The organism is Streptomyces sp. NPDC046862, from assembly GCF_040704615.1.
Classification (GTDB): Bacteria; Actinomycetota; Actinomycetes; order Streptomycetales; family Streptomycetaceae; genus Streptomyces.
Genome location: NZ_JBEYXP010000017.1, coordinates 119,415 through 138,366, shown reverse-complemented (window position 1 = coordinate 138,366; position 18,952 = coordinate 119,415). Strand labels below are relative to the sequence as shown.

Genomic DNA, 18,952 nt, shown 5'->3' with positions numbered 1-18,952 from the left:
CGATGTTCCGCCGTACCTTCTGGTTCACCGCCGGCGCAGCCGCGGGCGTGTGGGCCACCACCAAGGTCAACCGCAAGCTCAAGCAGCTGACCCCCGAGAACCTCGCCGCGACCGCGGCAAACAAGGCGCTCGAGACGGGCCACCGGCTCAAGGACCGCGCGGTCGGCTTCGCACTCGACGTACGTGACGGCATGGCCCAGCGCGAGGCCGAACTCGGCGACGCGCTCGGTCTGAACGCGTCCGTCGACCCCGAACTCCCGGCCCCCCGGCACTACGCCGCGATCGAGAACCGCAACAAGCCGAAGACGTACGTCGTCGACGGGACGACATACTCGTACAACCGGAATGAGGACCACTGATGGAGTCGGCTGAAATCCGCCGCCGCTGGTTGAGCTTCTTCGAGGAGCGCGGTCACACCGTCGTCCCTTCGGCGTCGCTCATCGCGGACGACCCGACTCTGCTCCTCGTCAACGCCGGTATGGTGCCCTTCAAGCCCTACTTCCTGGGCGAGACCACGCCGCCCTACCAGCGTGCCACCAGCGTCCAGAAGTGCGTGCGCACGCCGGACATCGAGGAGGTCGGCAAGACCACCCGGCACGGCACGTTCTTCCAGATGTGCGGCAACTTCTCCTTCGGCGACTACTTCAAGGAAGGCGCCATCGGTTACGCCTGGGAGCTGCTCACCAGCCCCCAGGACAAGGGCGGTTACGGCCTGGACCCGGAGAAGCTCTGGATCACCGTCTACAAGGACGACGACGAGGCCGAGCGCATCTGGCACGACGTCGTCGGCGTGCCCAAGGAGCGCATCCAGCGCCTGGGCATGAAGGACAACTACTGGTCCATGGGCGTCCCCGGCCCCTGCGGTCCCTGTTCCGAGATCAACTACGACCGCGGCCCCGAGTTCGGCGCCGAGGGCGGCCCCGCCGTCAACGACGAGCGGTACGTGGAGATCTGGAACCTCGTCTTCATGCAGTACGAGCGTGGCGAGGGCACCAGCAAGGAGAACTTCGAGATCCTCGGCGACCTGCCGAGCAAGAACATCGACACGGGCCTCGGCCTGGAGCGTCTCGCCATGATTCTGCAGGGTGTGCAGAACATGTACGAGATCGACACCTCCATGGCCGTCATCAACAAGGCCACCGAGCTCACCGGCGTCCGCTACGGCGACGCCCACGTCTCCGACGTGTCCCTGCGTGTGGTGACCGATCACATGCGCACCTCCGTGATGCTCATCGGCGACGGCGTCACCCCCGGCAACGAGGGCCGCGGTTACGTCCTGCGCCGCATCATGCGCCGCGCCATCCGCAACATGCGGCTCCTCGGCGCCACCGGTCCGGTCGTGCAGGACCTGATCGACACCGTGATCGGGATGATGGGCCAGCAGTACCCCGAGCTCATCACCGACCGCGAGCGCATCGAGAAGGTCGCCCTCGCCGAGGAGGCCCGCTTCCTCAAGACGCTCAACTCCGGCACCAACGTCCTCGACACCGCCGTGAGCGAGACCAAGGACGCCGGCTCCACCGTCCTGCCCGGCGACAAGGCCTTCCTGCTCCACGACACCTGGGGCTTCCCGATCGACCTCACCCTCGAGATGGCCGCCGAGCAGGGCCTGTCGGTGGACGAGGACGGCTTCCGCCGCCTGATGAAGGAGCAGCGGGAGCGCGCCAAGGCCGACGCCCAGGCCAAGAAGACCGGTCACGCCGACCTCGGCGCCTACCGCGAGATCGCCGACAAGTCCGGCGAGACCGACTTCATCGGCTACGCCGACACCCAGGGCGAGTCCACGGTCGTCGGCATCCTCGTCGACGGCGTGCCCTCGCCCGCCGCCACCGAGGGCGACGAGGTCGAGGTCGTCCTGGACCGCACCCCGTTCTACGCCGAGGGCGGCGGCCAGATCGGCGACACCGGCCGGATCAAGGTCGCCTCCGGCGCCGTCGTCGAGGTCCGCGACTGCCAGAAGCCGGTCCCGGGTGTGTACGTCCACAAGGGCGTCGTCCAGGTCGGCGAGGTGGCTGTGGGCGACCTGGTCCACGCCTCGATCGACGACCGCCGCCGCAAGGCCATCGCCCGCGCCCACTCGGCCACCCACCTCACGCACCAGGCCCTGCGCGACGCCCTCGGCCCGACGGCCGCCCAGGCCGGCTCAGAGAACCAGCCGGGCCGCTTCCGCTTCGACTTCGGTTCGCCGTCCGCCGTGCCGACGGCCGTGATGACCGACGTCGAGCAGAAGATCAACGAGGTGCTCGCCCGCGATCTCGACGTGCGCGCCGACGTCATGGGCATCGACGAGGCCAAGAAGCAGGGCGCCATCGCCGAGTTCGGCGAGAAGTACGGTGACCGCGTCCGCGTCGTGACCATCGGCGACTTCTCCAAGGAGCTGTGCGGCGGCACGCACGTCCACAACACCGCCCAGCTGGGCCTGGTGAAGCTCCTCGGTGAGTCCTCGATCGGCTCCGGAGTGCGCCGTATCGAGGCCCTGGTCGGCGTCGACGCCTACAACTTCCTGGCCCGTGAGCACACGGTCGTGGCCCAGCTCCAGGAGCTGATCAAGGGCCGCTCCGAGGAGCTCCCGGAGAAGGTCTCCGCCATGCTCGGCAAGCTGAAGGACGCCGAGAAGGAGATCGAGAAGTTCCGCGCCGAGAAGGTCCTCCAGGCCGCCGCCGGGCTCGCCGAGTCCGCCAGGGACGTTCGCGGTGTCGCCGTGGTCACCGGTCAGGTCCCGGACGGCACGACCCCGGACGATCTGCGCAAGCTGGTCCTCGACGTGCGCGGCCGCATCCAGGGCGGACGGGCCGCGGTCGTCGCCCTGTTCACGGTCAACAACGGCAAGCCGCTGACGGTCATCGCCACCAACGAGGCCGCCCGCGAGCGCGGTCTGAAGGCCGGCGACCTGGTCCGTACGGCCGCCAAGACCCTCGGCGGCGGCGGTGGCGGCAAGCCGGACGTCGCCCAGGGCGGCGGCCAGAACCCGGCCGCCGTCGGCGAGGCCGTCGACGCGGTCGAGCGCATGGTCGGCGAGACCGTCAAGTAGGGCCTGTAGGGACAAGGTAAGAATCGGCTGTGAGTATGCGCAAAGGACGTCGGCTGGCGATCGATGTCGGGGACGCCCGGATCGGGGTCGCATCGTGCGACCCCGACGGGATCCTCGCGACACCCGTCGAGACGGTTCCGGGACGTGATGTCCCGGCCGCGCAGCGCCGGTTGAGGCAACTCGTCGAGGAGTACGAACCCATCGAGGTGATCGTCGGCCTCCCTCGCTCCCTGAAGGGGGGCGAGGGACCGGCGGCGGTCAAAGTGAGGGGCTTCGCGGAGGAGTTGGCCCGTACCATCGTCCCCGTGCCGGTGCGGCTCGTGGACGAGAGGATGACCACGGTGACGGCCAGTCAGGGACTGCGCGCGTCCGGTGTGAAGTCCAAGAAGGGCAGATCGGTCATCGACCAGGCAGCGGCCGTGATCATCCTGCAACAGGCCCTCGAATCCGAGCGAGTGTCAGGTACAGCACCCGGCGACGGCATCGAAGTGGTCATCTGATCGCGATACGGTAACGTTCCGGCGCGATGCGGCAGCGTTCGAACAGCTGCCGCACAGATCGAGGCGGGACGGAAGCGGAGCCGCGCGACCGCCGCCTCGCGGCTCTAGGGGATCGATGACTGAGTATGGCCGGGGCCCAGGCTCCGAACCGTGGCATCCCGAGGACCCGTTGTACGGGGACGGTGGATGGGGAGGACAGCAGACCCACGCGGGTCAGCAGCCTCCCTACGGCGGCCAGCCGCAGCACTATCCGGAGCAGCAACAGCAGCCGCAGCAGTCGCCGTACGGTGACTGGGGCACCGGCCAGCAGGCCCACTACGGTCAGGGGCAGCAGCAGTACCAGGGCGGCGGCTGGGACACCGGTACGCACGAGCAGCACGCCCAGGGCCAGTATCCCGGCGGCCACGGGGACTCCTACCCGCAGGACTCGTACGGCGGGCAGAACGCCGGCTACGGCGGTGGGCAGCACGACTACTACGGCGCCTCCGACGCGTACCCGCAGCAGGAGCCGCAGCCGCAGCAGCAGCAGCACGAGCCGGGACTGGAGCCCCAGCCGGGCCGCCGGACCGAGCCGGAGCCGCCGCAGACCGACTGGGACCCCGGCCCGGACCAGGGTGAGCACGCCTTCTTCGCCGGCGGCAACGACGACGATGACGACGACTCCGACGATCCGGACGGCCGCGGCGGACGCGCGAACCGGAAGGGCAAGGGCGGCGGCAAGGCGGGCGCGGGCGGCAAGAAGCGCCGCAACGGCTTTGCCTGCCTGATGGTCGTCGTCGTTCTCGGCGGCGGTGTGGGCGGAGTCGGCTACTTCGGCTACCAGTGGTACCAAAATCGTTTCGCCGCGGCTCCCGACTGGGCGGGGGACGGCACAGGCGAGTCGGTGACCGTCACCATTCCGAAGGGCGCGGGCGGCTATGCGATCGGGCAGGAGCTGAAGAAGGCCGGGGTCGTCAAGAGCGTCGACGCCTTCGTGACCGCGCAGGCGAACAACGCCAATGGTGACACGATCCAGGCGGGCGTCTACACGCTCAAGAAGCAGATGTCCGCCGCGAGCGCCGTCGCCCTCATGCTCAGCGACAAGAGCCGCAACAACCTGGTGATCGCCGAGGGGCAGCGCAACAAGGCGATCTACGAACTGATCGACAAGCGCCTGGAAGTCAAGGCGGGCACGACCGAGTCGGTCGCCAAGAACGACTGGAAGTCCCTCGGCCTTCCGGCCTGGGCGAACGACAACGGTGACATCAAGGAGCCGCTGGAGGGATTCCTCTACCCCTCCAGTTATCCCGTGTCCAAGGGCATGAAGCCCAAGGACGTCCTGAAGGAAATGGTCGACCTCTCCAAGCAGAAGTACGCCGAGTTCGGGCTGGAGAAGAAGGCGAAGTCGCTGGACCTCGACAATCCGCTCCAGGTCCTCACCGTGGCGAGCCTCGTCCAGGCCGAGGGCAAGTCCAAGGACGACTTCGAGAAGGTCGCGAGGGTCGTCTACAACCGGCTCAAGACCAACAACACCGAGACCTTCGGCCTGCTCGACTTCGACTCCACGGTGAACTACCTGCGCGGCGAGTCCAAGCTCGCCACCGGGTCGGTCGACCAGCTGCGGCAGATCAACGACCCGTACAACACCTACAAGTTCAAGGGCCTGCCGCCCGGACCGATCAACAATCCGGGCGAGGTGGCCATCAGGGCGGCCCTCAACCCGGCCAAGGGAAACTGGTACTACTTCGTCTCGGTCAGCGAGGACGAGACACTCTTCGCCGAGACCAACGAAGAGCAGAACCGCAATCGCCAGAAGTACCTCGAAGAGCAGAAGAACGGATGATGACCCGCAGCGACAGCAAGCGCCGAGCCGCCGTTCTCGGCTCCCCGATCGCCCACTCGCTCTCCCCGGTGCTCCACCGGGCCGCGTACGCGGCGCTGGGGCTCGACGGCTGGTCCTACGACCGCTACGAGGTCGACGAGGAGACGCTGCCGGAGTTCTTCGGCAAGCTGGGACCCGAATGGGCGGGGCTGTCGCTGACCATGCCGCTGAAGCGGGCCGTCATCCCGCTGCTCGACGAGACCAGCGAGACGGCCGCCTCCGTCGAGGCCGTCAACACCGTCGTGTTCACCGAGGACGGGCGGAGCGTCGGTGACAACACCGACATCCCCGGCATGGTGAACGCCCTGCGCGAGCACGGCATCGAGCAGGTGGACTCCGCCGCGATCCTCGGCGCGGGTGCCACCGCGTCCTCCGCCTTGGCGGCACTCGCCCGGATCTGTACCGGCGAGGTCGTCGCGTACGTTCGGAGCGAGGCCCGCGCCGCCGAGATGCGTCAGTGGGGCGAGCGGCTCGATGTCGACGTACGCACGGCGGACTGGGCGGACGCGGAGCAGGCCCTGCGCGCCCCGCTCGTCATCGCCACCACCCCGGCCGGGACCACCGACGCCCTGGCAGCGGCCGTTCCCGAGCGGCCCGCCACGCTGTTCGACGTGCTCTACGACCCGTGGCCGACCACGCTCGCGGCGCGCTGGTCCGCGTACGGCGGCGCTGTCGTCAGCGGGCTGGACCTCCTCGTGCACCAGGCGGTGCTCCAGGTCGAGCAGATGACGGGTCGTGTCCCGGCGCCGCTGGACGTCATGCGAAAAGCAGGGGAACACGCCCTGACCGACCGGTAATATCCGCTTGGTTCCGCAGGGGGCGGAACCGGGGGAAGCATTACCGGGGGGAAGCAGTCCATGTCCACAGGTGTGACCCTGGCGTCCGTCAAGAGCCAGATATTCGAGGCCGTGCTGGGATTCCTGCCCGACTGGGTGCAGATCACGGTGCTCGCCCTGATCGTGCTCGCCGTCGTCGGGTCGTGGATCGTCAAACTGAAGCGCAAGCTGGCCTATCGGCGTGCCGTGCGGAGCGGACAGCCTCTCCACGCCGCGGCGCAGTACGGGCAGGGGCGCGGAGCCGACTACCTGGGCGCTTACGCGCCCCAGCAGGCGGAGCCGGCGCAGGCCGCCGCCCAGCCAGACACTCAGCCACAGGTTCGGCCCGCCCAGCAGGTCAGCGGCGCGGACTTCCTGGGCTCCTACGCCCCTCAGCGGCGGCCGGGGGACAACTCGGCCTGATCCCCGCGCGAGCGTCGGGTGGGACGCATGACGACGAGTGGTGATCCTGTGAAACCCCTGTACCAGGGAGTAACCGCCGGACATCATCTCCGGGCGGCCCGGCGACGTCGGCGGACCGCCGAACGGAGCCGCCATGACACGTCACGCCCGGCGCAGGTTTCTCACCTACCTGGTGGCCGCGCCCACCCTCGCCGTAGCGACCAAGATCGGTCTGGACGCCTACGCGCCAGGCAGCGCCGACGCGGCGATTCCCACGCCGCCCGCACCGGCCGATCTGGTCGACCTCGGTGACCTGCTGATCCTGGCCGGGAAGCCCACCGCGACCATGCTCGAGCTGAGCGTCGACGAGGACGGCGACGTCCACTTCCGGCTGCCACGCGAGGAGGTGGGCCAGGGGCTCACCACCGCCGTGGCCATGCTGGTCGCCGAGGAACTGGACACTCCGCTCGACCGCGTCCGCGTCCAACTGGACGACGCCCGACCCGAGTTGCTCTTCAACCAACTCACCGGCAGCTCCAACTCGATCCGCTCGCTGTACGACCCGGTGCGTCACACCGCGGCGGCCGCGCGGGCCCGGATGGTGGGCGCCGCGGCCGAACGATGGGGGCTGAGGGCGAGCGACCTGACGGTGCGCGCGGGCGTGGTCGTCGCGCCCGACGGCCGTACCGCGTCGTACGGTTCGCTGTCGGCAGCGGCGGCCTCTCTCGACCTGGGCGCGCTGACCGTCACGCCGAAGAAGGAGTCCGAGCTCACCCTCGTCGGCACCCCCACCTCGCGCATCGACGCCCGTGCCCTCGTCACCGGCAAGCACCCGTACACCCTCGACCTCGACGTCCCCGGCGCCAAGCCCTGCATGGTGCGCCGCCCGCCGACGGTGAACGGCACCGTGAAGTCGGTGAACAACGAAGCGGCCGTACGTGCCATGCCGGGCGTGCTCGACCTCGTCACCATCGACACCGGCGTGGCCGTGGTCGCCGAGACGTTCGGACAGGCCCTCGACGCCAAGAACGCCCTGGACGTCACCTGGGGGCCGGGGACCGTGGACGCGCTCTCGGACGACGACATCCGGGCGAAGCTGAAGGCGGCGACCCCGTCGCTCGACATCCTCGGGGCCCTGGTGAAGAAGGTGGACGCCGAGTTCGACTTCGCGTTCGCGAGCCACGCGCCGATGGAGACCAACTCGGCCGTCGCGGACGTCCGCTCGGACCGTGCCGAGATCTGGTCGGGGCTGAAGTCACCGATCGCCGCCCAGGCCGCCATCGCCAAGGCCATCGGGCTGCCCGTCTCCAAGGTGAAGGTGCACGTTCTGCAGTCGGGCGGCTCCTTCGGGCGGCGGCTGTTCTACGACGCGGCCCTCGAGGCCGCCGCCGTGTCGAAGAAGAGCGGCCGTCCCGTACGGCTGATGTGGTCGCGCGTCGACGACATGCGGCACGGGCGGATGCGGCCCGCCACCCACCACCGGGTCCGCGCCAGCTACGCGGCCGGGCAGGTGCTCACCTTCCAGCACCAGGTGGCGGCCGTGGAGACCGACTTCCGGCACGGCCTCGGAGACGCGATCACCGCCGCCGCGGCCGGTCTGCCGCCGGGCCTCGGCAACGCGACCTTCGCGCAGACCCTGTTCCTCACCACGGTGAAGTCCCCGTACAACTTCGGCGTGACGACACAGGCGCTCACCGAGGTGCCGCTGAAGATGCACACCGGATCGTGGCGGTCCGTGTACTCGGCCAACACACGCGGCGCCGAGGAGATCATCGTCGACGAACTCGCGGCGAAACTCGGCAAGGATCCCGTCGCCTTCCGGCGCGAGTTCCTCAAGACCGCCCGCCAGCGAGCCGTCCTCGACAAGGTCGCCGAGGAGGGCGACTGGGGCCGCGGCCTGCCCGACGGCCGGGCCCAGGGCATCGGCTTCCACGAGGAGTACAAGTCCTGCACCGCCTGTCTCGTCGAGATCGACGCCACCGACCCGAAGAAGCCCCGGGTGACGAAGGCGGTGATCGCGGCCGACGTGGGCCGTGTGATCAACCCGCGCGGACTGGAGGCGCAACTGCTCGGCGGCCTCACGGACGCCATCTCCACCACCCTGCGAGCCGGGCTCCACATCGACAAGGGGCTCCCGATGGAGGGCAGCTACTCGCAGTTCCACTACGCGCGCCAGAAGGACTCCCCGAAGGACGTGAAGATCTTCGTCGTCGAGGGAGCCGGCGAACCCGGCGGCGCCGGCGAACTCGGTGTCCCGGCGGCAGTCGGTGCCGTGGCCAACGCCTACGCCCGCGCCACCGGCACCCGGCCGCGCAGCTTCCCCGTCACCTTCGACGTCGACTTCACCCCCTTCCCGCGCTGAGCACCCCGCAAGGAGCCGTCCGTGCCCTCCCACACCTTCACCGTCAACGGGGAGACCGTCACCGTCGACGCCCCCGACGACCTGCCCCTGCTGTGGGCGCTGCGCGACCTGCTCGGCATCCGCGGCCCCAAGTACGGCTGCGGCATCGACGTCTGCAAGGCCTGCACCAGCCACCTCGACGGCGAGGCCGTCCGCCCCTGCGTGGTCCCGGTCTCCGAGGCCGCCGGCCGCGAGGTCACCACCATCGAGGGGCTCGCCGACGGCGACCGGCTCCATCCCGTCCAGGAGGCCTGGCTGGAACAGGACGTCGCCCAGTGCGGCTACTGCCAGCCCGGCCAGATCATGGCCGCCGTCGCTCTCCTCAAGCACACGAAGAACCCCACCGACGCCGACATCGACGAGATCGCGAACGTCTGCCGGTGCGGCACGTACTTCCGCATCCGCGAGGCGATCAAGAGCGCGGCGGACCGGATGGCGTGACACACGAGCAGAGCGCGGAACCGGTCACCTCACGTCCGCCAGATGGACCTGGGACCTGCCCCTGCCCCGGACGTGGGAGGATCGGAGGTGGCGGGCCGGGGCCGCGCACCCGGTGGCGCCGACGCCGTACGCGAGGACACGCGTAGGCAAAGGCAGTACGCAGTACCAGGGCGCGAGCACTGAGGAGCACCGTTGAGCAGGTTGCGCTGGCTGACCGCGGGGGAGTCCCACGGTCCCGCACTCGTCGCGACGCTGGAGGGACTTCCCGCCGGCGTGCCGATCACCACCGAGATGGTGGCGGACCACCTGGCGCGGCGGCGGCTCGGCTACGGACGCGGTGCGCGCATGAAGTTCGAGCGCGACGAGATCACCTTCATCGGCGGTGTGCGGCACGGCCTGACCATGGGCTCCCCGGTGGCGATCATGGTGGGCAACACCGAGTGGCCGAAGTGGGAGCAGGTCATGGCGGCCGACCCGGTGGATCCGGAGATCCTGGACGGCCTCGCGCGCAACGCGCCCCTGACCCGGCCCCGGCCCGGCCACGCGGACCTCGCGGGCATGCAGAAGTACGGGTTCGACGAGGCGCGTCCGGTGCTGGAGCGGGCGAGCGCGCGGGAGACCGCGGCCCGGGTGGCCCTGGGTGCGGTGGCGCGGTCGTACCTGAAGGAGACGGCCGGGATCGAGATCGTCTCGCACGTGGTGGAGCTCGCGGCGGCGAAGGCCCCCTACGGCGTCTACCCCAAGCCCGCGGACGTCGAGAAACTGGACGCCGACCCGGTGCGCTGCCTGGACGCGGACGCGTCGAAGGCGATGGTCGCGGAGATCGACCAGGCACACAAGGACGGCGACACCCTCGGCGGTGTCGTCGAGGTGCTCGCGTACGGGGTGCCGGTGGGCCTCGGCTCGCACGTGCACTGGGACCGGCGCCTTGACGCCCGTCTCGCGGGTGCGCTGATGGGCATCCAGGCCATCAAGGGCGTCGAGGTCGGAGACGGCTTCGACCTGGCCCGGGTACCGGGCTCGCAGGCGCACGACGAGATCGTGCGGACCGACGAGGGCGTCCGGCGCGCCACCGGCCGCTCGGGCGGCACCGAGGGTGGACTGACCACCGGCGAGCTGCTGCGCGTACGGGCGGCGATGAAGCCGATCGCCACCGTGCCCCGGGCCCTGGCCACCATCGACGTGGTCACCGGTGAGGAGACCAAGGCCCACCACCAGCGCTCCGACGTGTGCGCGGTCCCGGCCGCCGGCATCGTCGCCGAGGCGATGGTCGCGCTCGTGCTCGCCGACGCGGTGGCGGAGAAGTTCGGCGGCGACAGCGTCACCGAGACCCGCCGCAACGTGCGGTCGTACCTCGAGAACCTGGCGATTCGATGAGCGGTGCGATGAACGGTTCGACGAACGGCCCGCTGGTCGTCCTGGTCGGCCCGATGGGCGTGGGCAAGTCCACCGTCGGGCAGTTGCTGGCCGAGCGGCTCGGCTGCGTCTACCGGGACACCGACGACGACATCGTCGCGTCCCAGGGCCGCACGATCGCGGACATCTTCGTCGACTCTGGCGAGCCCGCCTTCCGGGCCATCGAGAAGCAGGCGGTGCGCACCGCGCTCGCCGAGCACGACGGCGTCCTCGCGCTCGGCGGCGGCTCCATCCTCGACGCCGACACCCGCGCCGCACTCGCCGGCCTGCGCGTGGTCTACCTGTCGATGGACGTGGAGGAGGCCGTCAAGCGCACCGGCCTCAACGCGGCCCGCCCGCTGCTCGCGGTCAACCCGCGGCGGCAGTGGCGGGAGTTGATGGAGGCCCGCCGCCATCTCTACACCGAGGTCGCCCACGCGGTCGTACCCACCGACAACCGCACGCCCGAAGAGGTCACCCAAGCCGTCCTCGACGCACTGGAGTTGAAGGAAGCATGAGCCAGGCAGTCACCCGGATCCAGGTCGGCGGCACGGCGGGCACCGACCCGTACGAGGTCCTGGTCGGCAGGCAACTCCTCGGTGAGCTGGGTGGGTTGATCGGGGACAGGGTCAAGCGGGTGGCCGTCATCCACCCCGAGGCGCTGGACGGGACCGGGGAGGCGCTGCGGGCGGACCTGGCCGAGCAGGGCTACGAGGCCGTCGCCATCCAGGTGCCGAACGCGGAGGAGGCCAAGACCGCCGAGGTCGCCGCCTACTGCTGGAAGGCGCTGGGCCAGTCCGGGTTCACCCGTACGGACGTCATCGTGGGCGTGGGCGGCGGCGCCACCACGGACCTGGCCGGGTTCGTGGCCGCGACCTGGCTGCGCGGGGTGCGCTGGATCGCCATCCCCACCACCGTGCTGGCCATGGTGGACGCTGCCGTCGGCGGCAAGACCGGCATCAACACCGCCGAGGGCAAGAACCTCGTCGGCGCCTTCCACCCGCCGGCCGGTGTGCTGTGCGACCTGGCCGCGCTGGACTCGCTGCCCGTCAACGACTACGTGTCAGGGCTCGCCGAGGTCATCAAGGCCGGGTTCATCGCCGACCCGGCGATCCTGGAGCTCATCGAGTCCGACCCGCAGGCCGCCCGCACCCCGGCCGGTCCGCACACCGCCGAGCTGATCGAGCGGTCCATCAAGGTCAAGGCCGAGGTCGTCTCGTCCGACCTGAAGGAGTCCGGGCTGCGCGAGATCCTCAACTACGGGCACACCCTCGGGCACGCCATCGAGAAGAACGAGCGCTACAAGTGGCGCCACGGAGCGGCGGTCTCCGTCGGGATGCACTTCGCCGCCGAACTCGGGCGTCTCGCGGGCCGGTTGGACGACGCGACGGCGGACCGCCACCGTACCGTCCTGGAATCCGTCGGACTGCCGCTGCACTACCGCCACGACCAGTGGCCCAAGTTGCTGGAGACGATGAAGGTCGACAAGAAGTCCCGCGGCGACCTGCTGCGGTTCATCGTCCTCGACGGACTGGCCAAGCCCACCGTCCTGGAGGGTCCGGACCCGGCCGTCCTCCTCGCCGCCTACGGCGAAGTGGGGCAGTAACACCCGCTCGCCCCGCAAAGACCCGATTCGCCTTGTGGCACGGGCACTTCGGACCGCTCCCGGCCGTTCACCAAACGCCCGCCGGGGGCGGTACCGTTCGGTAGGGAACGGGGTGCCAATGCCCCGCCTGCCAGCGCCAATGTGACTGTACGAGACGGAGTGGCACCGGATGCAGCACGCAGTGGGAGCTCCGCTGCCGCCGCCCCACGAGCCGGGGCAGGGACCGTCGACCCCTTGGTCGCCGGCCGGACAGCACCCGGGACCCCCGGGCCCCGCACCGTCGCCCCCGCCCCCGCCGGGCTTCGTCGGAGCACCGGTCCCTCCGGGTGCCCCACAGGTCCCGCACCACGCACCGCCGCAGCCGGCCTCGGCCCCGCCGTCCAGGGACACGACCGGACACGTGCAACTGCCGCCCGGCGGCCCCGTCGCCATGCCGAGCGCACCGCCCGCCACGGGCGCGCCCGACGCCACGGCCACCACGCTCGCTGTGCTGCTCATCGGTCCGGCGGGCGCGGGCAAGACGAGCGTGGCCAAGTACTGGGCGGACCGCCGCCGGGTGCCCACGGCCCACATCAGCCTGGACGACGTCCGTGAATGGGTGCGCTCGGGCTTCGCCGACCCTCAGTCGGGGTGGAACGACCACTCGGAGGCGCAGTACCGTCTCGCCCGCCGTACCTGCGGGTTCGCGGCGCGCAACTTCCTGGCGAACGGCATCTCCTGCATCCTCGACGACGCCGTCTTCCCCGACCGCCCGGTCGTCGGCCTCGGTGGCTGGAAACGGCATGTCGGCCCCGGCCTGCTGCCGGTCGTCCTCCTGCCCGGCCTGGAGATTGTCCTCGAGCGCAACGCGGAGCGCACGGGCAACCGCCGCCTCACCGACGAAGAGGTCGCCCGCATCCACGGCCGCATGGCCGGCTGGTACGGCTCCGGGCTGCCCATCATCGACAACTCCCACCTCGACGTGCCGTCGACCGCTCAGGTCCTGGACGACGTCCTGGCCCGATCGATCGCGAGCCCGCCGAAGTGGTAGGGCGCGGGAAGACTCTTGGGGCCCACGGGGTTCCTCGCCCCCGCCGCCCCTACCCGTCCCATCCTGTCCCTGGGGGCTGCGCCCCCAGACCCCCACGAGGGTCTTCGGGCGAGTTGGTCGCGTGCGGGTGAGCGGGTGCTGGTCGCGCAGTTCCCCGCGCCCCTAAATGCCGCGCAGCACCCCGCGGCGCACATTCAGCCCCTTGGGGGCACCTCCCAGCGGTAGCTGGGGGAGTTTGAGGAGCGGGGGGCCGGGGGTCGGCCCCCCGAAGCGGGGTCCGGGGCGGAGCCCCGGAAGGGCGGGGGGGCAAGGGGGCGCAGTCCCCTTGGCCGGGGTCGAAGGGGCAGCGCCCCTGGTGATGGGACGGGTAGGGGCGGCGGGGGCGAGAAGCCCCGGAGCGAGCCGCAGGGCGGGAGGCGTGCCCCTCCCGAGGCGAGGGGCACGAAGCCCCGAACCCGCCGCCGGGACCGCGCACGCGCCCCTCGTAGCACGGCCCCACCCACACCGCACCCCATCCGGCCCTCTCGACCGGCGGTTTCCGGCCACCACTCGTAGGCTCGGGACATGTCAGAGGTGTACGCGGCCCGCCGGGCCCGGCTACGGGAGTACTGCAACGCGGGCGGCAGCGCGACCGCGCTCGTCACCCGCCCGGCCAACGTGCGCTATCTCGCCGGGGCGGCACCACAGGGCGCCGTCCTGCTGATGGGCCGGGAAGAGGACCTGCTGCTCTGCGGCACCTCACCCGGTGGCGGACGCGACAACGCCACACGCCCCGACGAGACGCTGCGCGTGCACCCGCTCCCCGGCGCGGGCGGTGACCCCGCGGTCGCGGCCGCCGACCTCGCCGTCACCGAGGGCGCCGAGTCGCTCGCGGTCGAGGAACACCACCTCACGGTCACCCGCCACCGAGCCCTCCGCTCGGTGGCCCCCAGGCTGCGCCTCGCCGACCTGGGCGGCGCGGTCGAACAGCTGCGCGTCGTCAAGGACGAGGAGGAGATCTCCTGCCTGCGGATCGGCGCGGAGATCGCCGACCAGGCGCTGAGCGAGCTGCTGGAGTCGATCCTCGTCGGCCGTACCGAACGCCACCTCGCCCTCGAACTGGAGCGCCGGCTCGTCGACCACGGCGCCGACGGCCCCGCCTTCGCGACCTCCGTCGCGACCGGCCCCAACTCCGGCCGCCGTCTGCACCGGCCCACGGACCGCCGCGTCGAGGAGGGCGACTTCCTCTCGGTCTGCCTGGGCGCGACGTACCGCGGCTACCGCTGCGAGATCGGCCGGACCTTCGTCATCGGCACGTCTCCCGCCGACTGGCAGATCGAGCTGTACGACCTGGTCTTCGCCGCCCAGCGGGCCGGACGCGAGGCGCTGGCACCCGGGGCGGCCTACCGTGACGTGGACCGCGCGGCCCGTCAGGTACTGGACTCCGCGGGGTACACGGAGGGCCTCCCATCGCTGACAGGTCACGGTGTCGGACTCGAAATCGATGAGGACCCGCAGTTGGCCCCCGCGGCCATGGGTAAACTGGACGCTTGCGTGCCGGTCACCGTCGAACCGGGGGTTCACCTCCCGGGCCGGGGCGGCGTCCGGATCGATGACACGCTCGTCGTCCGCCACGAGGCGGACGGCGGACCCGAGCTACTCACCATCACGACCAAGGAGCTGCTCGCGCTCTAGCGACACCAGGGAAGTTCAGGCACGTCCCCGCACAAGCCGCTGCCGCGGCGGGCGCGGGAACGCACCCGTACTTCCCCGGCGCCGCTCCGCGCGTGTCTTCTGGTCGTCACGTCAGTCCAGGAGATTCCGCAACCGTGGCTTCCACGAACGACCTCAAGAACGGCCTGGTGCTCAAGCTCGAGGGCGGCCAGCTCTGGTCCGTCGTCGAGTTCCAGCACGTCAAGCCCGGCAAGGGCCCCGCCTTCGTGCGCACCAAGCTCAAGAACGTGCTCTCCGGCAAGGTCGTCGACAAGACGTTCAACGCCGGTGTCAAGGTCGAAACGGCCACCGTCGACAAGCGCGACATGCAGTTCTCGTACATGGACGGCGAGTACTTCGTCTTCATGGACATGCAGACCTACGACCAGCTCATGGTCGACCGCAAGGCCGTCGGCGACGCCGCCAACTTCCTCATCGAGGGCTTCACCGCCACCGTCGCGCAGCACGAGGGCGAGGTGCTCTTCGTCGAGCTGCCGGCCGCCGTCGAGCTCGTGGTCCAGGAGACCGAGCCGGGCGTCCAGGGCGACCGCTCCACCGGCGGCACCAAGCCCGCCACGCTGGAGACCGGCCACCAGATCCAGGTCCCGCTCTTCATCACCACCGGTGAGAAGATCAAGGTCGACACCCGTACGAGCGACTACCTCGGCCGGGTGAACAGCTAACCGTGGCTGCCCGTAACACGGCCCGTAAGCGTGCCTTCCAGATCCTCTTCGAGGCCGACCAGCGCGGGGCTGACGTCCTGACGGTCCTCGCGGACTGGGTCCGGCACAGCCGGACCGACTCGCGCCAGCCTCCCGTGAGCGAGTACACGATGGAGCTGGTCGAGGGCTACGCGAAGCGTGCGCAGCGGATCGACGAGTTGATCGCGCAGTACGCCGTCGGGTGGACGCTCGACAGAATGCCGGTCGTGGACCGCAACATCCTGCGTCTCGGTGCGTACGAACTGATCTGGGTCGACGAGACTCCGGACGCCGTGGTGCTGGACGAGATGGTGCAGCTGGCGAAGGAGTTCTCGACGGACGAGTCGCCCGCGTTCGTGAACGGTCTGCTGGGGCGCCTGAAGGAACTGAAGCCGGGGCTGCTCCGCAAAGAGTCGGAATAGCGCCGTAGGGGTGCCTGCGCGGGGTTGTCTGCGGGTCGTGTGTGGTTGCTCGCGCCCATGCGGCGGAGCCGCATATCGAAACAGTCCCGCGCCCCTTACCGGGGCCCACCCCCGCACTCCGACAAGGCACCGTGCCCTTGGACGAAAACCGCCGGGGTGGCCGGAACCATACGGTTCCGGCCACCCCGGCGGCACGTTTCTGCTGGGAGCCGGAGGCTCTCAGCTCTCGTCGTGGGAGACCGCCCGGCGCGCGTCCGAGTCGAGGACTCCCCAGCTGATCAGCTGCTCGGTGAGGACCGAGGGCGACTGGTCGTAGATGACGGCGAGTGTGCGCAGGTCGTCCTGGCGGATCGACAGCACCTTGCCGTTGTAGTCACCGCGCTGGGACTGGATCGTCGCCGCATAGCGCTGCAGCGGGCCCGCCTTCTCGGCCGGCACATGAGCCAGGCGCTCCAGGTCCAGCACGAGCTTCGGCGGCGGCTCGGCGGCCCCGCCGGGAGTGGTGCCGGGCAGTAGTTCCTGCACCGGAACCCCGTAGAAATCGGCCAGTTCGGCGAGGCGCTGCACGGTGACGGCGCGGTCGCCGCGCTCGTACGAACCGACCACGACCGCCTTCCAGCGTCCCTGGGACTTCTCCTCGACACCGTGGAGGGAAAGGCCCTGCTGGGTGCGGATGGCCCGGAGCTTGGCCCCGAGCTGTTTGGCGTATTCGCTGGACATATAGCTCCCGGACGCTGTGTCGACGTGCGGTGGTGCCGCACGGCTGGTGACTCACTGTGAGGTTACGCAGCGTTACTCTGCCCCGTCAAGCCGAATGGTCCGGACCGACTCTTCCGTGGTAGCCCCCCGTCCGTTAGGCCAGGGGTGTGATCAGGGCCGTTGATACGGCCTGCTACCGTTGGTGGCGCAAATCCGACGTCCTTTAAGGTCCGTCCCGTGAGGCGGAGAAGGAGGTCCGTTTCGTATGGACTCGCAAGTGCAGGATCCGAGGCCCGTGCTCGAGGGCCCCGACATCGCGCGGGTGCTGACCCGCATCGCCCACGAGATCGTCGAGCGCGCCAAGGGCGCCGACGACGTGGTGCTCCTCGGCATCCCGACCCGGGGCGTCTTCCTCGCCCGGCGGCTCGCCGCCAAGCTCGAGGAGATCACCGACCGCAAGATCCCGGTCGGCTCGCTCGACATCACCATGTACCGCGACGACCTGCGCATGCAGCCCCCTCGTGCGCTGGCCCGCACGGAGATCCCCGGTGACGGCATCGACGGCAGGCTCGTCGTCCTCGTCGACGACGTGCTCTTCTCCGGTCGCACCATCCGTGCCGCGCTCGACGCGCTGAACGACATCGGCCGCCCGCGCGCGGTGCAGCTCGCGGTCCTCGTCGACCGCGGGCACCGCGAACTCCCGATCCGCGCCGACTACGTCGGCAAGAACCTCCCCACGTCGCTGCGGGAGACGGTCAAGGTCCAGCTCGCCGAGGAGGACGGTCGGGACACCGTCCTGCTCGGTGCGAAGCGGACCGCCCCGGGCGCACCGCACTAGCGCTCCCGCGTACGGCGCTGCCGTACGCCCACCCAGTGCGCTCGTGCGCGCCCGTATGCCCGGCCGCGCCCTCGTGGCGGGGTCCCGCCTCCCGACCTGAACTGCCTTACGGAGCCTGAAAGATGCAGCGCCATCTCATCTCGGCCGCCGACCTCACCCGTGACGACGCCATCCAGATCCTCGACACCGCCGAGGAGATGGCCCGGGTCGCCGACCGGCCGATCAAGAAACTGCCGACCCTGCGCGGCCGCACCGTCGTCAACCTCTTCTTCGAGGACTCCACCCGGACCCGGATCTCCTTCGAGGCCGCGGAGAAGCGCCTCTCCGCGGACGTGATCAACTTCTCCGCGAAGGGATCGAGCGTCTCCAAGGGCGAGTCCCTGAAGGACACCGCCCAGACCCTGGAGGCCATGGGCGTCGACGCCGTCGTCATCCGGCACGGTGCCTCGGGGGCCCCGTACCGACTGGCGAACTCCGGCTGGATCGACGCGGCCGTCATCAACGCCGGTGACGGCACCCACCAGCACCCCACCCAGGCACTGCTGGACGCCTTCACCATGCGCCGCCGACTCGTCGGCCGGGATGCGGGGCTCGGCCAGGATCTCGCCGGCAAGCACATCACGATCGTCGGAGACATCCTGCACGGACGGGTCGCCCGCTCCAACGTCGACCTGCTGCACACCCTCGGTGCCGAGGTCACTCTGGTCGCGCCGCCCACACTGCTGCCGGTCGGCATCGAGTCCTGGCCCTGCGAGGTCAGTTACGACCTCGACGCCACCCTGCCCAAGTCCGACGCGGTGATGATGCTGCGCGTGCAGCGCGAGCGCATGAACGCCGCGTTCTTCCCGACCGAGCGCGAGTACTCCCGGCGCTACGGCCTCGACGGCGACCGCATGGCGCGGATGCCCGAGCACGCCATCGTGATGCACCCCGGTCCGATGGTGCGCGGCATGGAGATCACCGCCGAGGTCGCCGACTCCGAGCGCTGCACCGCGATCGAGCAGGTCGCCAACGGGGTCTCCACCCGCATGGCCGTGCTGTACCTGCTGCTCGGCGGTGCCGTGTTCGAGTCCAAGAACGCGCCCACCGCCCCCCAGATCCGTACCGAGGAGAAGTAA

The 18,952-nt window shown here is 70.3% G+C and carries 18 protein-coding genes; 17 read left to right on the top strand and 1 reads right to left on the bottom strand.

The genetic code is table 11. The features are described 5' to 3' along the window. Nucleotides 1-2: 2 nt before the first annotated feature. The 15 genes from AB0959_RS20765 (at nucleotide 3) to nusB (ending at nucleotide 16,297) form a co-directional block, all read left to right on the top strand. Nucleotides 3-359, top strand: a complete 357-nt coding sequence (locus AB0959_RS20765; protein ID WP_366827902.1) for a DUF6167 family protein — start codon at nucleotides 3-5, stop codon at nucleotides 357-359. Further along, on the top strand, nucleotides 359-3,031 hold the full coding sequence (alaS, locus tag AB0959_RS20760) for an alanine--tRNA ligase (RefSeq protein ID WP_366827901.1): 2,673 nt from the start codon (nucleotides 359-361) through the stop codon (nucleotides 3,029-3,031). Before AB0959_RS20765 ends, alaS begins: the two co-directional genes overlap by 1 nt. A 35-nt stretch (nucleotides 3,032-3,066) precedes the next feature. Continuing rightward, on the top strand, nucleotides 3,067-3,531 hold the full coding sequence (ruvX, locus tag AB0959_RS20755; protein ID WP_366827900.1) for a Holliday junction resolvase RuvX: 465 nt from the start codon (nucleotides 3,067-3,069) through the stop codon (nucleotides 3,529-3,531). Between the two features lie 115 nt (nucleotides 3,532-3,646). Next, nucleotides 3,647-5,353 (top strand): endolytic transglycosylase MltG, encoded by a 1,707-nt coding sequence (gene mltG, locus AB0959_RS20750; RefSeq protein WP_366827899.1) that lies wholly within the window; start codon nucleotides 3,647-3,649, stop codon nucleotides 5,351-5,353. Further along, nucleotides 5,350-6,189, top strand: coding sequence for a shikimate dehydrogenase (locus AB0959_RS20745; protein ID WP_366827898.1), 840 nt, complete (start codon nucleotides 5,350-5,352; stop codon nucleotides 6,187-6,189). Before mltG ends, AB0959_RS20745 begins: the two co-directional genes overlap by 4 nt. Nucleotides 6,190-6,249: 60 nt before the next feature. Next, on the top strand, nucleotides 6,250-6,630 hold the full coding sequence (locus AB0959_RS20740) for a hypothetical protein (protein ID WP_366827897.1): 381 nt from the start codon (nucleotides 6,250-6,252) through the stop codon (nucleotides 6,628-6,630). A 133-nt stretch (nucleotides 6,631-6,763) separates the two neighbouring features. Then, on the top strand, nucleotides 6,764-8,971 hold the full coding sequence (locus AB0959_RS20735) for a molybdopterin cofactor-binding domain-containing protein (RefSeq protein ID WP_366827896.1): 2,208 nt from the start codon (nucleotides 6,764-6,766) through the stop codon (nucleotides 8,969-8,971). A 21-nt stretch (nucleotides 8,972-8,992) separates the two neighbouring features. Beyond that, nucleotides 8,993-9,451, top strand: coding sequence for a (2Fe-2S)-binding protein (locus AB0959_RS20730; protein ID WP_366827895.1), 459 nt, complete (start codon nucleotides 8,993-8,995; stop codon nucleotides 9,449-9,451). Between the two features lie 192 nt (nucleotides 9,452-9,643). Further along, entirely contained in the window at nucleotides 9,644-10,828 is a 1,185-nt protein-coding gene (gene aroC, locus AB0959_RS20725; protein ID WP_366827894.1) for a chorismate synthase, read from the top strand. Between the two features lie 8 nt (nucleotides 10,829-10,836). Next, a complete protein-coding gene (locus AB0959_RS20720) occupies nucleotides 10,837-11,364 on the top strand; it encodes a shikimate kinase (protein ID WP_366827893.1) in 528 nt (175 codons plus the stop codon). Then, nucleotides 11,361-12,452 carry a 3-dehydroquinate synthase gene (gene aroB / locus AB0959_RS20715; RefSeq protein ID WP_366827892.1) on the top strand — a complete coding sequence of 364 codons (1,092 nt, stop codon included), beginning with the start codon at nucleotides 11,361-11,363 and terminating at the stop codon, nucleotides 12,450-12,452. The genes AB0959_RS20720 and aroB overlap by 4 nt, the downstream gene beginning before the upstream one ends. Nucleotides 12,453-12,621: 169 nt before the next feature. Next, nucleotides 12,622-13,482, top strand: a complete 861-nt coding sequence (locus AB0959_RS20710) for a Pro-rich N-terminal domain-containing protein (RefSeq protein ID WP_366827891.1) — start codon at nucleotides 12,622-12,624, stop codon at nucleotides 13,480-13,482. Between the two features lie 564 nt (nucleotides 13,483-14,046). Then, entirely contained in the window at nucleotides 14,047-15,156 is a 1,110-nt protein-coding gene (locus tag AB0959_RS20705; protein ID WP_366827890.1) for an aminopeptidase P family protein, read from the top strand. Between the two features lie 134 nt (nucleotides 15,157-15,290). After that, nucleotides 15,291-15,857, top strand: a complete 567-nt coding sequence (gene efp, locus AB0959_RS20700; RefSeq protein ID WP_280888353.1) for an elongation factor P — start codon at nucleotides 15,291-15,293, stop codon at nucleotides 15,855-15,857. Nucleotides 15,858-15,859: 2 nt separating this feature from the next. After that, nucleotides 15,860-16,297, top strand: a complete 438-nt coding sequence (gene nusB, locus AB0959_RS20695) for a transcription antitermination factor NusB (protein WP_366827889.1) — start codon at nucleotides 15,860-15,862, stop codon at nucleotides 16,295-16,297. A gap of 219 nt (nucleotides 16,298-16,516) precedes the next feature. On the opposite strand, the gene bldD is transcribed toward nusB, so the two are convergent. After that, complete coding sequence (bldD, locus tag AB0959_RS20690; RefSeq protein ID WP_152772721.1) at nucleotides 16,517-17,017, bottom strand: transcriptional regulator BldD; 501 nt, start codon at nucleotides 17,015-17,017, stop codon at nucleotides 16,517-16,519. A gap of 244 nt (nucleotides 17,018-17,261) precedes the next feature. On the opposite strand from bldD, the gene pyrR reads away from it, so the two are divergent. Both pyrR and AB0959_RS20680 read left to right on the top strand, forming a co-directional pair. Beyond that, nucleotides 17,262-17,834, top strand: coding sequence for a bifunctional pyr operon transcriptional regulator/uracil phosphoribosyltransferase PyrR (gene pyrR / locus AB0959_RS20685; protein WP_366827888.1), 573 nt, complete (start codon nucleotides 17,262-17,264; stop codon nucleotides 17,832-17,834). Nucleotides 17,835-17,956: 122 nt separating this feature from the next. After that, on the top strand, nucleotides 17,957-18,952 hold the full coding sequence (locus AB0959_RS20680; RefSeq protein ID WP_366827887.1) for an aspartate carbamoyltransferase catalytic subunit: 996 nt from the start codon (nucleotides 17,957-17,959) through the stop codon (nucleotides 18,950-18,952).